General features: G+C 43.0%; 18 protein-coding genes. 3 read left to right on the top strand and 15 right to left on the bottom strand.

Annotated elements, in window-relative coordinates:
* Nucleotides 1-18: 18 nt before the first annotated feature.
* The gene (locus FTV50_RS11185; RefSeq protein WP_168377882.1) at nt 19-531 is read right to left on the bottom strand and encodes a dihydrofolate reductase; all 513 of its coding nucleotides are present in this window, start codon (nt 529-531) and stop codon (nt 19-21) included.
* Nucleotides 532-631: 100 nt separating this feature from the next.
* Entirely contained in the window at nt 632-1,474 is an 843-nt protein-coding gene (gene thyA, locus FTV50_RS11180) for a thymidylate synthase (protein ID WP_078189681.1), read from the bottom strand.
* A gap of 561 nt (nt 1,475-2,035) precedes the next feature.
* Here thyA and FTV50_RS11175 point away from each other — a divergent pair.
* Nucleotides 2,036-2,548, top strand: a complete 513-nt coding sequence (locus tag FTV50_RS11175; RefSeq protein ID WP_078189680.1) for a peptidoglycan amidohydrolase family protein — start codon at nt 2,036-2,038, stop codon at nt 2,546-2,548.
* A 21-nt stretch (nt 2,549-2,569) separates the two neighbouring features.
* Here FTV50_RS11175 and FTV50_RS11170 read toward each other — a convergent pair whose 3' ends face one another.
* The 3 genes from FTV50_RS11170 to lgt form a co-directional block, all read right to left on the bottom strand.
* Entirely contained in the window at nt 2,570-2,938 is a 369-nt protein-coding gene (locus FTV50_RS11170; protein ID WP_180024446.1) for a hypothetical protein, read from the bottom strand.
* Complete coding sequence (locus FTV50_RS11165) at nt 2,939-3,331, bottom strand: hypothetical protein (RefSeq protein ID WP_180024445.1); 393 nt, start codon at nt 3,329-3,331, stop codon at nt 2,939-2,941.
* A 156-nt stretch (nt 3,332-3,487) separates the two neighbouring features.
* A complete protein-coding gene (gene lgt, locus FTV50_RS11160) occupies nt 3,488-4,300 on the bottom strand; it encodes a prolipoprotein diacylglyceryl transferase (RefSeq protein ID WP_180007176.1) in 813 nt (270 codons plus the stop codon).
* Between the two features lie 93 nt (nt 4,301-4,393).
* On the opposite strand from lgt, the gene FTV50_RS11155 reads away from it, so the two are divergent.
* Complete coding sequence (locus FTV50_RS11155) at nt 4,394-5,173, top strand: NRDE family protein (protein ID WP_180024444.1); 780 nt, start codon at nt 4,394-4,396, stop codon at nt 5,171-5,173.
* 41 nt (nt 5,174-5,214) lie between these two features.
* On the opposite strand, the gene FTV50_RS11150 is transcribed toward FTV50_RS11155, so the two are convergent.
* The 4 genes from FTV50_RS11150 to tatA all read right to left on the bottom strand — a co-directional run bounded on the left by FTV50_RS11150 (nt 5,215) and on the right by tatA (nt 9,129).
* Nucleotides 5,215-7,431, bottom strand: coding sequence for a PhoX family phosphatase (locus FTV50_RS11150; RefSeq protein WP_180024443.1), 2,217 nt, complete (start codon nt 7,429-7,431; stop codon nt 5,215-5,217).
* Between the two features lie 220 nt (nt 7,432-7,651).
* Nucleotides 7,652-8,422 (bottom strand): twin-arginine translocase subunit TatC, encoded by a 771-nt coding sequence (gene tatC / locus FTV50_RS11145; RefSeq protein WP_180024442.1) that lies wholly within the window; start codon nt 8,420-8,422, stop codon nt 7,652-7,654.
* Nucleotides 8,419-8,895: a Sec-independent protein translocase protein TatB gene (gene tatB, locus FTV50_RS16810; RefSeq protein WP_180024441.1), complete on the bottom strand. Its 477-nt coding sequence runs from the start codon at nt 8,893-8,895 to the stop codon at nt 8,419-8,421. Before tatB ends, tatC begins: the two co-directional genes overlap by 4 nt.
* A 12-nt stretch (nt 8,896-8,907) precedes the next feature.
* On the bottom strand, nt 8,908-9,129 hold the full coding sequence (tatA, locus tag FTV50_RS11135; RefSeq protein WP_078189673.1) for a Sec-independent protein translocase subunit TatA: 222 nt from the start codon (nt 9,127-9,129) through the stop codon (nt 8,908-8,910).
* Between the two features lie 141 nt (nt 9,130-9,270).
* Between tatA and FTV50_RS11130 the strand changes: the two genes are divergently transcribed.
* Entirely contained in the window at nt 9,271-10,152 is an 882-nt protein-coding gene (locus FTV50_RS11130) for a permease (RefSeq protein WP_180024466.1), read from the top strand.
* Nucleotides 10,153-10,547: 395 nt separating this feature from the next.
* Here FTV50_RS11130 and rdgB read toward each other — a convergent pair whose 3' ends face one another.
* From rdgB to FTV50_RS11100, 6 genes are all read right to left on the bottom strand, one after another.
* Nucleotides 10,548-11,171 carry an RdgB/HAM1 family non-canonical purine NTP pyrophosphatase gene (rdgB, locus tag FTV50_RS11125; RefSeq protein WP_078192870.1) on the bottom strand — a complete coding sequence of 208 codons (624 nt, stop codon included), beginning with the start codon at nt 11,169-11,171 and terminating at the stop codon, nt 10,548-10,550.
* 103 nt (nt 11,172-11,274) lie between these two features.
* Nucleotides 11,275-11,865: a tetratricopeptide repeat protein gene (locus FTV50_RS11120; protein ID WP_078189669.1), complete on the bottom strand. Its 591-nt coding sequence runs from the start codon at nt 11,863-11,865 to the stop codon at nt 11,275-11,277.
* Nucleotides 11,862-12,455 carry a methionine biosynthesis protein MetW gene (gene metW / locus FTV50_RS11115; RefSeq protein ID WP_067763682.1) on the bottom strand — a complete coding sequence of 198 codons (594 nt, stop codon included), beginning with the start codon at nt 12,453-12,455 and terminating at the stop codon, nt 11,862-11,864. Before metW ends, FTV50_RS11120 begins: the two co-directional genes overlap by 4 nt.
* Complete coding sequence (locus tag FTV50_RS11110; protein WP_078192713.1) at nt 12,455-13,615, bottom strand: homoserine O-acetyltransferase; 1,161 nt, start codon at nt 13,613-13,615, stop codon at nt 12,455-12,457. Before FTV50_RS11110 ends, metW begins: the two co-directional genes overlap by 1 nt.
* Before the next feature lie 104 nt (nt 13,616-13,719).
* Nucleotides 13,720-15,417 (bottom strand): 2-isopropylmalate synthase, encoded by a 1,698-nt coding sequence (gene leuA, locus FTV50_RS11105; RefSeq protein WP_078192712.1) that lies wholly within the window; start codon nt 15,415-15,417, stop codon nt 13,720-13,722.
* 263 nt (nt 15,418-15,680) lie between these two features.
* On the bottom strand, nt 15,681-16,787 hold the full coding sequence (locus FTV50_RS11100; RefSeq protein WP_180024465.1) for an alpha-hydroxy acid oxidase: 1,107 nt from the start codon (nt 16,785-16,787) through the stop codon (nt 15,681-15,683).
* Nucleotide 16,788 lies beyond the last annotated feature (1 nt).

Below are 16,788 nucleotides of genomic sequence, written 5' to 3'. Positions count from 1 at the left end.
TTAGCTTAAGATTTTTCTTTATTTTCGGTAAGTTGCGAACTCAAAAGCAATCCCAGTTTTGTCGTCGATATGTTGTTCTGACGCCACTTTTTGAAAGTCCGCAGGAATTTCAGGATAATGCGCATCACCTTGAACATCGAGTTCAACATGCGTGAGTTCTAAACGGTCTGCGATGCCGATGGTTTGCTTAAAAATTTCACCACCACCAATAATAAACAAACTCGTTGGTTTTTCTGAACTCGCGACATCAGCAACAGCTTGCGTTAACGCCTCGTCGATACTATATGCGACTTTGGTGCCTTCAAATGACCAATTGCTATCTCGTGTAATGACCCAATTGACACGCTTCGGTAGGGTACGTCCCATAGACTCTAAGGTTTTGCGTCCCATAACCACCACACCACCTTGGGTGATGGCTTTAAAGTGTTGTAAATCTGCAGAAATATGCCACGGCAAATCATTCCCTTTACCAATGCAGCGCTGCTGATCCATAGCGACAACGTGCACGATTTCTAAATTTTGAAATGCCATAGTTTGAACTCAAATAGCCGAAATATTTGCCGTCTATTAGAATGCAAAATCCCGCTTGAGGTAAAGCGGGATTTTGCTTTTCACTTGGGATTTCTAAAAATTAAACAGCAACAGGGGCTTTAATCGCAGGATGTGATTCATAACCTACAATTTCAATATCTTCAAATTTAAAATCGAAAAGATCGGTGATTTCAGGATTGAGTTTTAATTGGCACAGACCCATTGGTTCACGTGTCAGTTGCAACTGCGCTTGTTCGAAATGGTTGGCATACAAATGTGTATCCCCACCGGTCCAAACGAAGTCGCCCACACCAAGACCACAAACTTGCGCAATCATGTGTGTTAACAGGGCATAGCTTGCAATGTTAAACGGCACACCCAAAAAAACGTCAGCACTACGTTGATATAATTGGCAGGATAATTTTCCGTTTTGAACAAAAAATTGAAACAAGGTATGGCATGGTGGCAATGCAACATTACCTGCCTCATTTGGGTTCCAACCCGACACGATTAGACGACGTGAGTTAGGATTGGTTTTGATTTCATTGACCAACCATTTAATTTGGTCAAAACCATCTTGTTCATATAGGCCATCGGCTTTTTTGGTTGCACCGAAATTACGCCATTGATGACCGTAAACAGGACCTAATTCGCCAGCAGGACGACCAAAACGCGCAGTTTGTTCTGCGGTAGACCATTCATCCCAAATGGAAACTTTATTGTCTTGCAAATATTGAACATTGGTATCGCCTTTAAGGAACCACAACAGTTCAATCACGATAGAGCGGAAATGAACTTTCTTGGTGGTGAGTAAAGGGAAACCTTGAGAAAGATCGAAGCGCATTTGATGACCAAATACAGAACGTGTTCCCGTACCCGTACGGTCGCCCTTGTCGCCGCCGTTGTCGAGAATGTGTTGTAAAAGGTCTAAATACTGGCGCATGTCTCTCTCATAATTTGCTAAATTTCTTGTGGCACATATTAGCTTGTTTTGCGTGTGGAAGGAACTGCGATGGGTACTTGAATATGATCGGGTTTAAAAAATCAAAAGCATACGGTGTTTATTGGGTGATGACCAAATTTTGCATTCAATAAGCGATGAGTTGTCTGAGCTGAAGAGGTCTATTAATAACAACTACATCAAGTGTTAACGAGACAATATGTCTGTTAAATTAAGCATGAGCTTAGAAGACTTAAGCTCTATTGTTTACATATTAAGCGATGTTACATTCGCAGCGTTGAAAAAAAATACAGATAAGTTTGATTAAAAAATAAACGTAATTTTTCTCATTATGAAGAGGTGATTTTGAATAACTATTTTTGATTAAGAGTTTGATATCAAAAATAAATCTATTTGAATTAAAAATAGACGGTCGTATTTAAATGTGAAGATTTGTTTAAGAAATCTTACATTTTTTACATGAAAAAACATGATTTACGCGGTACTATCACCCTCGTTAAAATTTTTGAATGCCTAAATATAGGCGGGAGTGTGGGTTAAAGAATGGCTTATGATCACAATGTAAACTTGAGTGAAGTGCATGCTCCAGTTCAGGCAAATATCATAATTCGTTCTCAGGCGAGTAAAAATACGGGCAAGTCCAATACCACTCAAAAAGCAGCGACTAAAAATGTGGTATCCCGCAATGGTCAGCGTATCGATATCGATCGTTTGACTGGATTTTTACAAGGCATTACCCGCCAAAGCAGTACTCAGAAATGTGCCCGCAGTGTTCGTTTAGCACTTGAGTCCGCAGGGGCACGTTTTAACGGTCACCCCGTTGCCGCAGCAGACTGGGGCAGCACATTACAAAAAATTGGTTATCAAAAAATTAATTTAGCGTTTGATCGTCCTAAGAAAGGCGATATTTATATTATCGACCGCAATCAAAGTAGTCGTTATGGTCATATCGCAGCATATTCAGGTAAGGATTGGGTGTCTGATTATCGTCAAGCGGGTTATGCGGTCTATCGAACTCCAAATGTGAAATATAGCTATTATCGCTTAGCGGATTGATAATCCTTCAGTGAAAAAAGGTTAGTCTTCAAACCTTTTTGCACGTTGACTGTAGATCGAGACGATAAATAATCCAATTGCAGCAAAGCCCACACATTGCAGCGCTAAAATCCAGCGTTGCTCATTGGGTAGAAAATAAATTAAGCACACTAAACATAAAATTGGCAAACTAGCCAAACCGCATTTTAATGACTGAGACAGTGTTTTTAGTTTGTCTTGTCTGAGCTTATAAAGCAGATCAATCATCAAACCAATCGCTAAACTTATGCACGCAAAGCGGGGATCTAGTTGTTTTTGTTCAGCGCATAGAAAAATAAGCACGCAGGTACTGATACAAATGATGAGCTTGATTTGTCGGTTACAGCGCTCAGAGTACCAAAACGTCAGCATTTAAACTTTACCTTGGGGTGAAGTTTTCTCGTTTTTATTCAGCAGTGAAATCGGGGAAAGCAGGCAGATAGCCAAAGCCATAAAGCCAATGCCTTGAGCACCTGGAATCAAAATTTCACCCTTATTCATGTTGATAAAAACCAATGCTAACAGCAGTGCAATCGGTATCCAGGTCAATAAACGATAGAGCAAACCTGTTGGGTTTTTTGCTGCAAAATGAATCTTGCAATAACGACAAATCAGGAAAATGACGCCTGTACCCATGAACATTAGAATGGTTTGAAGTGTTAGGGGTTCCATCCAATACAGAACACCGGTCAGTACGGCCATCGCAATAAAAAACAAGATTTTTTTAAGTACAGAAACGCTGGGGTTAAACCAAAATTCAAGCATGGATCGATAGTTTAAAAATAAGCTGAATAAACTTTAGCACAGATCAGTTGTCTAATTCAGTCACTTCATGTGGAGTAAATGCGTATGAAGGAATAAATTTCAGCGCATAAAAAAGCGAGGCTTGGACCTCGCTTGCTTAAAGATATTTAGAAAATATTAATGATTCTTTTGTGGACCCCAGTCATAGATTTTTTTCTGGTAGGCATACCACATCATCCATAGTCCAATCAGAATCATCGGAACTGTCAGGAACTGACCTTTACTCATCCATCCGATGAACAGTTGACCATTGTCCGGCTCACGGAAGAATTCAACGGTGAAGCGTGCGATACCATATCCGATGAGGAACAAGGCTGAAACGGCATAACGTGGACGAGGTTTTGAACTAAACCACCACAGCACAATAAACAGAATCAAACCTTCACAGAGTGCTTGATAAAGCTGCGACGGATGGCGCACCAACTGAAGTGGATCGGTTGGGAAGATCATACCGAAAGCAAAATTTGGGTCAGTCACTGCACGACCATATAGTTCGCCACCAATAAAGTTGCCAATACGACCAAACATTAAGCCTGTCGGAACGCAGGGTGCAATAAAGTCGAGGGTTTGAAACCAGGTCATTTTATATTTTTTGCACCACAGTAACATGGCAATCATGACCCCAAGGAAACCGCCATGGAAGCTCATGCCGCCTGTCCAAACTTGGAATAGCCACAATGGGTTGGCAAGGAACTGATCGAAACCATAAAAGAAGACATAGCCAAAGCGTCCACCAATCACGACACCTAATGCACCATAGAAAATCAGGTCAGAGACCATTTCTGCGTTCCAGCCGTCACGTTGTTTTGCGCGGTAGCTTGCCAAGCCCCATGCAAATAAAAAGGCCAATAAATACATCAGACCATACCAGTGAACTTGTAGTGGCCCCAGTGATATCGCCACAGGGTCGATATTTGGATATGTCAGCATTGCTGTTCCTTGTCATTATGTTTTGCACAGATTTTAGCTGAATGTGCTGAAAAATGTTGTACATTCAATGTGTAAAGATATTGAGAGTTGAATATGTGCATTGTGGCTTTTGCTTGGCAGGTCTTGGATGACATGCCACTCTGCCTGATTTCGAATCGTGATGAGTTTTATCATCGACCGACGGCAGGCCTAAAGCAATGGGTAGATAGTCCGATTATTGCAGGGCAGGACTTACAGTCTGGTGGAACATGGATGGGGATAACCGCTCAAGGGCGTTGGGCGATTGTGACCAATTTTCGTGATGGTCGTGATCAGACTGCATATCCCACTTCACGTGGCGCTTTGATTCAGCAATTTTTAGAATCTGAGCAAACGCCCATTCGGTTTGCGCAAGCACTGGAACAAATCCAATGTAATTATGCTGGCTTTAATTTATTCGTTGGCGATGCCACTCAAGCCGTTTATATGAGTAATCGCGGTGAAGCGCCACAAGTCTTAGCCAAAGGGGTGTATGTCACATCTAATGGTTTAATGACTGAACATTGGGAAAAGACCCGACATTTACGTAAACGTTTCACGCAAGAATTTTTGCCGATGCTACAAAGCCAGCAACCACAGGCGGATATAGACGCTGCTGCGTGGGATATTTTGGAAGATGAACGTAAAATCATTCCATCATTGTTACCCAATACTGGGATTCAGGCGGAAATGGAACATTTGCTGTCTTCAACCTTTATTCAAAGTCCGGTGTATGGCACCCGCTGTTCAAATTTATTGTGTATGCGGGATTCACAGTGGCATTGGCAGGAAAAACAGCAGCAGGGTGAGCAACAAGAACAGATCACCCAGATAGAAGTGCATTTAAAGCCATAAAAAAAAGCCGACGATTCGTCGGCTTATTTTTTAGAGGTGTCTTATGCGGTTTTTTGCGTTAGCTGAGCTTGTTCTACCGCTTCGCCAGCAATCACCCCACCATCTTTACGGGTGATGACTACGGTCGCTGAGCGAGGACGTGAAGTCGCTGCTGCATTGGTTTGTGATGCAGGCCAGTGGCTGGTCGGCTCAGCATAGGATGCTGAATCTTCACCGGGATGTTGCACATTGATAAAAATCGCTTTGTAGTCAGGTGTCATCGTCACACCTGTGATTTCACATTCTTTAGGTCCAGTCAGGAAGCGACGTAAGTTTTCATCATTCAGTTTTGCACCCACAATGGTTTCTTGACCCGATGATGTCGTGGCTTTTGTGCCATCACCGACTTGACCTGGAAGTGCAGCAAGCATCATACAGTTGGTGGTATCGGTATAAGCACCGTCATCGGTTTGAATCCATAACACACCACGTGGGTCGAACCACATCCCATCAGGTGATGACAAGTCATTATTGTCATTTAGACCAGATAAGTTAATGTTGCTCGCCATTTTTGCTTCAGCACCAAACAGGTAAATATCCCAAGTAAAGCTGAGCGCTGTGGTTGTATCACCGTCTTCACGGAAACGGATAATATGACCGTTGACGTTGCCTTTACCACCTTCAGGGTCGGTGTAGTTACGTGGGTTGGCAGCATCTAGTGCATGCGTCGTACCACGGTTCGAGTTATTGGTGAGGGTCACATAGACTTCACCATTGTCTGGATGCACAGCGACCCATTCAGGGCGGTCCATTTTGGTAGCACCGACAGCATCTGCGGCAAGACGTGCGAAGGTCAGAACATCTGCTTGTGAGCTAAACGGATACACGCTGTTGCTTTGGTTTAAACCATTGACGTTATAGCTCAATTCAATCCATTGACCTTTGCCGTCATTGTTAAATTTGGCGACGTATAACTTACCGTTGTTCATGTATTTGTCGCCCGCGGCATAGCCACCGTTGACATCTTTTTTATTCCATTTTTGGTCTGATACAAATTTATAGATGTATTCACCGCGCGAGTCATCGCCCATGTAAAACGCAAGGTTGTCATCTTCACGTAAGCGACTTGCACGGCAGTCTTCATGTGCAAAGCGACCCAGTGCTGTACGTTTTACGGGGTTTTCACGACGGTCAAATGGGTCGATTTCGACAATCCAACCAAAGGTGTTTGGACCATTACGATAATCTTCTGCTGCCTGAGTACCGGTAACATTCGCTGACCAACGGTCATATAAATCTTGTGACTCATTACTTCCAATCGCCGTTTCCCAACCATAGCGTGAGTTTGCACCCGCTTTTAGGCCATAACGGTTGAGTGCCACAATTTCAGCAGGACTACGTTTGGCATCATCTGCTTTCGCACGAGCGAAGTAACCAATGAAGTTTTCTTCTGTCGTCAGGTAAGTGCCCCAAGGGGTATAACCATTACCACAGTTGTTGTGTGTACCACGGGTTTGTTGACCATTGGCTGAAAACTTCGTACTGACTAAGCTTGAGCCTGCAACAGGGCCTTTAAAGTCCATTACGGTCGATGCGGTAATACGACGGTTAAATGGAGAGTTTTGTACCAGTTTAACGGCTTGAGTCTTGCTGTCTTTTTCAATTTGAATCACAGAAACACCGTGTGCATTGACTTCACGGATAACTTCATCTTCAGGGCGACGGCCATCTACTTTGGTTGGGCCTTGTGGGTGTAAGAAGGTTGGATTGATGTATTCATGGTTCATCACCAACAAACCTTGGTCAGACTGTTTGGCATCATAATGTCCAGAGGTGATATTTAAACCAAAGAAGCTCATACCGTCATGGCAGTCACCAGAGCGGAATTGGAAGCTCGGGCCAGAAGGAACATTGTTATCATCCCATGCTGGGTATGCAGGGTTAATCGAGTCACCCATCGCATATAGCACATGCGCTTGATAGCCTTCAGGAACGGTCACGATATCGTCTAAATTCTTTTTCACTGGTGTGAAATTGAATTTGGTCGGTTTTTGATTTGGATCGGTAACTGGTGGTTTGGTATTGCTATTTGAACCTGAGTCATTGTCATCATTACACCCCGTTAATGAAGATGCCAATGCAAGTGCGACTGCACCACTCGCAGTCTTGGTAATCAAGCTACGACGGCTGATGCGTTGTTCTAAAATGTCACGAAAATGAAGGTTATCCGAAGTGTTGTTATCAAGTTCTTGATCTTCGTTATATGGCATGTTTGTCATGAATTTAAATCCTGGCAAAGGTGTGCTGGGTAAAAGTTGATCACATAAAACTATCGATAAAATATGACAATGCTTTGAAGCTAATGTTGCAAACTGATGAAATAGGCGTTTAGATTTCGCTGCATGTAAATTGCAAAACATTAAATGGGCGCATAAAAAAAGAGGCTATCTCAGCCTCTTAGGTGTAAAACTCACCAAAATTGTCGAAACATCAGTTTGTTTAAGTTGCAGATGTACGTCGTTTTTCAATCAGCTTGCCAAAGAACAAACCCAGCTCAAAGAGCATCCACATGGGAATGGCCAGCATGATCATCGAAAGCGCATCGGGTGGCGTGGCAAACATGGCGACAAAAAAACAGCCGACGATAATAAAACGACGCTTCTCCACCAAGGTTTGAGTAGACACCGCCCCGATCAAAATCAAAATTAGCGTGATGATGGGAATTTCAAAGGTCAGCCCAAACACCAAAAAAAGCTTTAAGCAGAAACTTAAATAACTATTGATATCCGTCATCGGGGCGACTGTTTCAGGGGAAACACTCATAAAAAAATGTAGGATGGAGGGCAGAGCAACCCAATAGGCAAATGCAATTCCGACATAGAAGAGGACGATACTGCCGAATAATAAGGGCATCGCCAAATGCCGCTCTTTTTCATACAGTGCAGGTTTGATGAAGGCCCAAAGTTGATAAATCACGAAAGGCATCGCGAGCATAAGCGCGACAAAGAAATTCAACTTGAACGGCGCCATAAAGGTGGCGGTCACATCCGTTGCGATCATGGATGAGGTCATCGGCAACTGCGCACGCAGAGGCTCTGACATCAATTGATAGCTTTGATTGGCAAAGGGCAATAAACAAAAGAACAGAATCAAAATGAGCCCTGTAATTTTGATCAAATGCCGACGCAAAATCACCAAATGTTTGGTGATCGGCATTTCTTCCAAATCAGGCACAGTGTTCTGTGAATTATTCAGTGAAAGATCTGTCATACGGCCACCTGATATTCTGCTAATGCTTCGGTCGAGCTTAATGCAGCAGATTGATCTGTTTTAATTTCGTGCTTTATTTTCATTTGGGGTGTAACCATGGCAAAGATCGTGCTCTGACCACGTTCGATGTATTGATAACGTGGGGATAAATTTTTATTGTCAGGTAGGACTGCTTCTTGTTGTTTTTGCGCAGTCTGTTCTATGGGATGTTGCGTTTGTTGCAATTCATTCATCTGCGCCTGCATACGCGCTTCGAGCTGTTGAATACGTTGCATTTCTTTTTGCATTTCTTCACGAAGTTCGGACATGCGAAGTTCACGGTCAATATCTGTTTGCACGTTACTGATCAGTCGTTTAACTTTCCCGTACCATTTGCCTGCAAAGCGGATACCTTCAGGCAGTTTTTCCGGGCCGAGTACGATCAGCGCAATAATGCTGAACACCAGTAATTCGCTAATACCAATATTAAGCATTATGACAACTCCTTAGCTTTGAACTGAGGAATTGGTTTTATTTTGAGCTTCATGCTCTAGCGTGCGGGGCTCATTAAGCTGTGTATTTGCTGCGTCTTCATCACGCATCGATTTTTTGAAATCTTTGACCGCGCCGCCGACATCTTTGCCCAAGTTTTTTAGCTTAGAGGTACCAAAGAGTAAAATCACCACAATTGCAAAAATCAGTACATGCCAAATCGATAGTCCAGCCATCTTGTTATCCTCTTGTTGGTCTGCACAACATTTCAGCAGTTGTAGATGACAGTGAAGTGACCAAGATGTTGCAGTTTAAAGACAGCCGCGAAGCTTATGTTCAGTGTTACTATGCATGGATTGAGCAGTGAGGGTGGTGTAGTGGCGTTTCTTCTTCCGATATTGGGTTTTTTAAGTGGCCTCGGATTGGCATCATTATCAGGAACATCATCGCTCAAATCGATTTTCTCTAGCTTACTTGCACGCTGTTTTATTCCAGCCGTGATCATCTACAACATGGTGTTCTATCAAGCAGGAAGTTTAGCACTCATGCTTTTTAGCTTTAGTGTTGCCGTGCTGATGTTTTATTTATTTCGCTGGCTGTTAAAAGATAGTTTACGTGCCTTGTGTGTCAGTTATTTGAACTTAGCTTGGCTGGGTTTTCCTTTTGCATTAGCACTGTTTGGCCCTGAAATTAGTGCAGCGATGGTGGCTCTGTATGTCGGTGGCTCTATCTTTGGCAATATGTGGGCCGTGACAGCCGTCAGTTCGGCCCAACTCCCATGGTCGAGCGTGATTCAAAAAGTGGCGATGTCACCGCCTGTATTTGCCTTGATGATTGCAGGTGTCTGTCGAATAGTTGGATTACAGCATTTAGAAGAACATCAGCTCTTAGATTGGCTGTATCAGGCTGCAAAAATTGGAATGAGTTTCACAGGGATGTGCGTCTTAGGCATGTGGCTGCGCCAAACTAAGGTACAGTGGCGTGATCTGATGAACAGTAGTCGTATTTATGCGATGAAACTCACCGTTGGCGCGGTGATCTGTAGTTTGAGTTATGCCTTTCTTCCGATTCCCCAGATCGAGAAATATATTGGGGTGATGTTCATGCTGTTCTGCTTACCCCCTGCAGCCAATATTGTGGCTTTAGAAACGCATTATCAAGGAACAGGCACTTCGGCACGTTATATTGCTTCAGGCACGATTATGAGCTGCATCGTCGTCAGTTTTTATGGGTTAATTTTGCATCTTTTTTCGCTTTAAAATGAAAAGTGAATTATAGATGCCCGCAAAGGGTGACTACTTGAGCTGTTTGCGAATCTGCCAATCACGCACGAGGGCATATATCATCGCGATACCTATCAGGCCTGGAAATCCAACCTGACCTTGCGACAGATTAAGCATGATCGACAGTACGATCAACACTGCAAAAATAACGTAAGTGGTACGAAAGCCTGAGGTGAGCGGGTAGGTTAGTTGCGCATGGCAATGAGGGCAGCTTAGTTTTTGAAAACCAAGAAATGAGCGTGTTGGGATTTCAGTTGAAGTGTGATGGCAAGCGTTGCATATGATCTGTATCGGTTGAAGTGCCATAATTATTCTATTTTTATTCAGGGATTGGAGTTAATCTTTGGCATTAAGATTAACTCCAATTCAAATTATTTCAAACTTGCTTTAAATAATTTCATCGCCTGACCACGATGGCTGATTTTATTTTTTTCTTCTTTTGATAATTCAGCGCTAGAAACGTTTAGTTCAGGCAGCCAAAACAGTGGGTCATAGCCAAAGCCATTTTCACCACGTGCTGCTTCCATCACTTCACCGCGCCAAATCCCTTGGAAAATTTGTGGGAGTGGGTCTTCTGCATGTTGGACCAAAGCCAAGACACATACAAACATCCCTTCGATGGCTTCACCCTCTTTACGGAGTGGTTTGAGGTCAGCAAGCAACTTGGCATTGTTAGCGGCATCATTGCCATGTTCACCTGCATAGCGCGCAGAGTAAATCCCCGGTGCGCCACCGAGTACAGGAACGCAAATGCCAGAATCATCTGCAATGGCTGGCTTGCCTGAAATTTTCGATGCGTGACGCGCTTTGATAATGGCATTTTCAACAAAGCTTAGACCGTCTTCGATGGCATCTTCAATGTTCAACTGACCTTGTGGAATCACTTCAACAGGAAGATTAAGCTCGGCAAACATTTTTTCAAATTCTGCAATTTTGCCTTTGTTATTACTTGCAAGCACCAAAGTGCCTTGAGATAACCAATCAGTTGAAGCCATGTGAATATTCACCATAAAACAAGATTTGAGGCTATTTTAACAAGATGCTGTGGTTGACAGGCAATAAAAAAGCACCCGAAGGTGCTTTTTAAGATTCAAAAACTTATTGTGCTTGAATCCATTTGTCTGCACGGTCACGTGCTTGACGAATTTGGTCTTGGCTTAAGTTGGCTGCCAATGCCGTTTTCTTACCTTCAGACAAGCTAATCACTTTGTTGTCGAGCATGCCATCACGGGTAGAAAGCTCATACCATTGGTATGCACCCATGTAGTTTTTCTTTTGCTCTTCCATCATGGCTAAGTTAAAGCTTGCGCGGTTATCACCACGGCTGGCTGCTTTTTCGAAATATTGACGAGCAAGCGCTTCATCTTTTTTAGTCCCAATGCCATCAGCGAGCATACGACCTACATTAAGCTGTGCTGCAGATAAACCTTGATCAGCAGCAGCCTTATACCATGCAAAAGCTTGACGTTCATCTTTGGCAACGTCTTTACCTTGTTGATATTTAGTGCCTAAGTAAAACTGAGCACCGGGCTGACCTGCTTTAGCAGCTTTACTTAAGCTGTGAATATCCATAATTGAATATTGAGCAGCTTGGCTAGAAACTGAAGATGATGGAGCAACATAATCCGCATGGGCTTGTATGCTAAAAAGTCCAATCAGTAGCGTCGTGCTTAATAATAATTTTTTCATAGAGCGCTCACTCGATAAATTGCGACTTCACCAAATAGATTTGGGAGACGTTTACTGAGTAAACTGTCTTGTTGATCCCCATTCACGGCAAGTCGGTTAATAATCCGGATGTTATTTTCAGCACACAGCGCTTCAAAATCACGGAAAGTACATAAATGAATATTGGGCGTGTTATACCACATATAGGGTAACGCGTCTGAAACGGGCATCATTCCTTTTAATGCAAGGAAAGAACGAGTCTTCCAATGTGCAAAGTTTGGAAAGGTAATAATAGCCTGTTTCCCCACACGCACCATGTCTCTTAAGAGAACGTCTGGCGCATCTACAGCTTGCAAGGCTTGTGCCATAACCACATAGTCAAAAGACTGGTCGGCAAAGCGACTTAAACCTAAGTTCAAGTCCTGTTGGATGATATTTAACCCGCGACTGACTGCAATTGCAATCTTTTCTTGATCAATTTCTAAGCCATATGCACGAATATTGTGCTTTTTGCTCATATGTGCAAGCAGTTCACCGTCACCACACCCTAAATCGAGTACGCTTGAATCTGGTTTAATCCAACGTTCAGCCAGTTGATGATCAATACGCATTAGTTGGTCTCCTTCGGTGTTTCTTGCAGGTGTTTTACACCGCCTAGGAATGCACGTAAGCTTTTCACATATAACGGAATCGGGAACAAGAAAGAGTCATGGCCTTGTTCAGCATCAATATCCACATAGCTCACAGGCTTATGATTGCTAATTAATGCATCTACAATTTCTTGCGAACGAGCAGGGGCAAAACGCCAGTCCGTTGTAAACGAAACAACTAAAAATTGACACTTGGTTTTAGACATCGCGGTTTTTAATGATTGCTCATATTCACGTGATGGATCGAAATAATCTAAAGCCTTGGTCATGATCAAATAGGTATTGGCATCAAAGTTACGGCTAAATTGCTCACCTTGATAACGCAAATAACTTTCGACTTGGAATTCGACGTCAAAGCCATACATAAATTTACCTGACTTTAAGTCACGGCCAAATTTTTGTTTCATGGCTTCTTCAGAGAGGTAAGTGATATGACCCACCATACGGGCCAAGATCAAACCTCGCTTAGGATAACTATCATTTTCTAAATAGCGACCATCATGGAAATCAGGGTCAGACAAAATCGACTGACGCGCCACTTCGTTAAAGGCAATGTTTTGCGCAGACAGTTTTGGTGTACTGGCAATAATCACGCACTTTTGTAAACGATCTGGATAGTCCACAGACCATTGTAGAGCTTGCATACCGCCTAAAGAGCCGCCAATCACCGCATACCACTGCTGAATTTCTAAACGATCAGACAACATGGCTTGGGTTTTGACCCAGTCACGGACAGTCACTAATGGGAAATCAGGACCATAAGGGCGATTGTCATTTTCAGGATTTGGAGAGGTCGGTCCAGTAGAACCGCTACAGCCGCCAATATTATTTAATGCTACGACAAAGAATTTTGACGTATCAATGGCTTTGCCTGGTCCAATACATGCGTCCCACCAACCCGGTTTACGGTCATCTTCATGATGATAACCTGCTGCATGGTGATGGCCTGACAGAGCATGACAAATCAAAATTGCATTAGATTTGTCTGCATTCAGTTCGCCATAAGTTTCAACCATGAGCTCAAAACGTGGGAGTATGCGATCGCATTCGAGCTCTAACGGCTCTTCAAAAATAAACTTTTGTGGGGTAACTAAGCCCACTGAGTCAGCTGGAAAAGACACAGGAATAATTCGCCTTAAATCTTTAGTATGAATAATAAAAGGATACCACTTGAGGGTATCCTTCTAAAGTCATTTTATTGCTATTTGATATTTATAGCATTGAATTAGACTGCAGCAGCAATCACTTGTTCAGTACTTAAAACACCTTGTTCAATTAAACGGTTAGTGCTGGCAATAATCGCTTCGATGGATGCAGTCACGATGTTGTCATGTACACCTGCGCCGAATGCAGACTTACCTGTACCTTTCACTTGAAGTTCAATTAAAGCTAATGCTTTGGCATGCGCACCAGAACTGATACTACGTTCTTCATAGTTCAAGACATCAATCGGCAACTGCAATGCATTTAAGATAGCAGAAATTGGGCCGTTGCCTTCACCACGTAATTGCTGGATCTCACCGTTCACTTCGATATCGAGTTCAATGACTTGCTTGCCATTTTCATCATGTAAGCGGTAGTTTTTCGCCGCATAATGTGTATCTTTGGCCGCCACATACGTGTCTTTAAACAATGACCAGATCGCTTGTGCAGAAATCTCAGTACCGTCTTCATCTGTTTTTTGCTGTACGATTTGCGAGAACTCAATTTGAATACGACGAGGCAACACCACGTTGTAATTTGATTCTAACAAGTACGCAATACCGCCTTTACCAGACTGTGAGTTGACACGAATCACGGCATCATAGTCGCGGCCCAAGTCTTTCGGGTCGATTGGCAAATAAGGCATATCCCACATTTCTTCGTTCTTTTGGAACTCGAAACCTTTTTTAATGGCATCTTGGTGTGAGCCAGAGAACGCGGTGAAGACCAAATCACCAGCATACGGATGACGAGGGTGTACCGGCAAGCCTGTGCATTCTTCAATGATTGAAATGATTTCGTTGATGTTTGAGAAATCTAAGTTTGGCGCAACACCTTGGGTATACATGTTCAATGCAATCGCTGCAACGTCCACGTTACCTGTACGTTCACCGTTACCAAACACACAACCTTCGACGCGGTCAGCACCAGCCATAATCGCCAACTCTGAAGCGGCAATACCACAGCCACGGTCGTTATGACAGTGCACAGAAATAATCACACCGTCACGGCGTTGAATGTTACGGTGCATCCATTCCACTTGGTCGGCATAGACGTTCGGACCTGAAACTTCAACCGTTGCAGGCAAGTTTAAAATCACTTTGTTCTCTGGAGATGCTTCCCAAATTTCAGTGACCGCATCACAGACATCTTTAGCAACTTCTAATTCTGTTGCAGTAAAACACTCTGGACTGTATTGGAATACAAATTCAGTTTCAGGCTGTTTTGCAGCGTATTCTTTGACTTTCGTTGCGGCATTAATCGCTAATTGTTTTGCACCAGCAACATCAACATTCAACACTTTATTGCGGAATGTTGGCGAGTTTGAGTTGTAGATATGCACGATGGCACGTTTTGCACCTTGTAATGATTCAAATGTACGTTGAATCAAATGATCACGTGCTTGAACCAAAACTTCGATGTACACATCATCGGGAATATGACCGCCTTCGATCAACAAACGCGTGAAATCAAAGTCGATTTGTGATGCAGAAGGGAAGCCGATTTCAATGTGTTTGAAACCAATTTTCACAAGCATTTGGAACATTTTGAACTTTTGTTCAATGTTCATTGGCTCGAAGATCGCTTGGTTACCGTCACGAAGGTCGGTACTCATCCAGATCGGCGCTTTATTGATTTCGTTATTTGGCCATTGACGGTCTGGTAAGTCTACACGTTGGTACATGCGACGGTATTTTTTGCTTGGATCTGCCAACATCATGTGAAAACTCCTTATAGCACCGTGGATAAATGTCGTGGATAAACGGCAAGGTACTACTTATATAGATTGTGTCTATTCTAGCAATTTACAAGTTTAATTTCGGAGTCTTTAGTCGAAAGTCGAAATAAATCCGTAAAGATTCACATGACTTAGCTTTACCGTAAGCTCGTAAATGTATAACTAAATATTAGTCCATATATTCCGGGAATAATTTCCTATTTTTGCGTCAAGATGCCATTACTGGAAAATATTTTTCTATAAAATTAGCTTTTTTGAAAAATATAATCTTTATTAATCTCATCGACGGTGGCTGTTCCCATCAATGCCATCGTAATCTCAAATTCTTCTTTCAGTATTTTGAGTACATGGGCAACGCCTAAAGCGCCCGCAGTCGCTAAACCATAAATGCAGGGACGGCCGACTAATACGGCAGACGCACCCAAGGCTATCGCTTTAAACACATCTGAACCTCGACGAATACCACCATCATATAAAACTGGAAAATCCGTAGGCACAACTTTTTTAATCAGTTCTAAAGCGGTGAGAGGGGAAATGCAACTATCCAGTACGCGCCCTCCATGATTCGACACAATAATGCCTTGCACACCGTGTTGCAGGGCAAGTTCAGCATCATGTGGATTGACAATGCCTTTTAAAATAATCGGTAATGAGGTGTTTTGACTGAGCCAAAGGATATCCGCCCATGTTGGTGCGATTTTCATCAGACCGTTAAATACGGGATGGTCGCCATCGTTGAGCTCAGGCAATGGGATATGTGCAGGGGTATGCGGATGCTGCATGACTTCAGGCAAATGAAAAAACACTCGACGTTCACGGTCACGAATCCCTGTATGCGGGGAATCAACAGTCACCACAATCGCTTTATAGGCATGTTCTTCTGCCATCTTGACCAGTGATAATGACTTTTCGCGCTCACCTTGCCAATACAATTGGAACCATTTGTACGGATTGTTCTGCTTTAACTTACGCATATCTGTATTGGTAAACGTACTGAGGATCATATTGCTGCCAAGGACTTCGGCAGCGAGGGCTGTTGCAGCTTCAGCATCAGGATGAAATTGTTGTTGATGACCTATCGGGGCTACAAAAATAGGATGTGGGAAACGTTGCCCTAAGATTTCGATTTGGGTATGACCTTGGGTTAGATCTTTCAGCATACGTGGTAGCAGTTGTATCTGTTCAAACTGAGACAAATTGCCACGGACACTGTGTTCATCCATCGAGCCGCCTTGCAAGTACTGCCACACCATGTTGGAAAGGTGTTTTTCAGCCTCGACTTCATAATCTGCAATGGTTTGCAAATGAGCTGGAATCTGAGTGAGTGGCGCTAAAATGTTGTGATCAGTCATT

The organism is Acinetobacter sp. YH1901134, assembly GCF_013416965.1.
GTDB classification, from domain to species: Bacteria; Pseudomonadota; Gammaproteobacteria; order Pseudomonadales; family Moraxellaceae; genus Acinetobacter; species Acinetobacter amyesii.
Note: the sequence above shows the minus strand (reverse complement) of the source record. Positions and strands in the feature narration are given on the sequence as shown.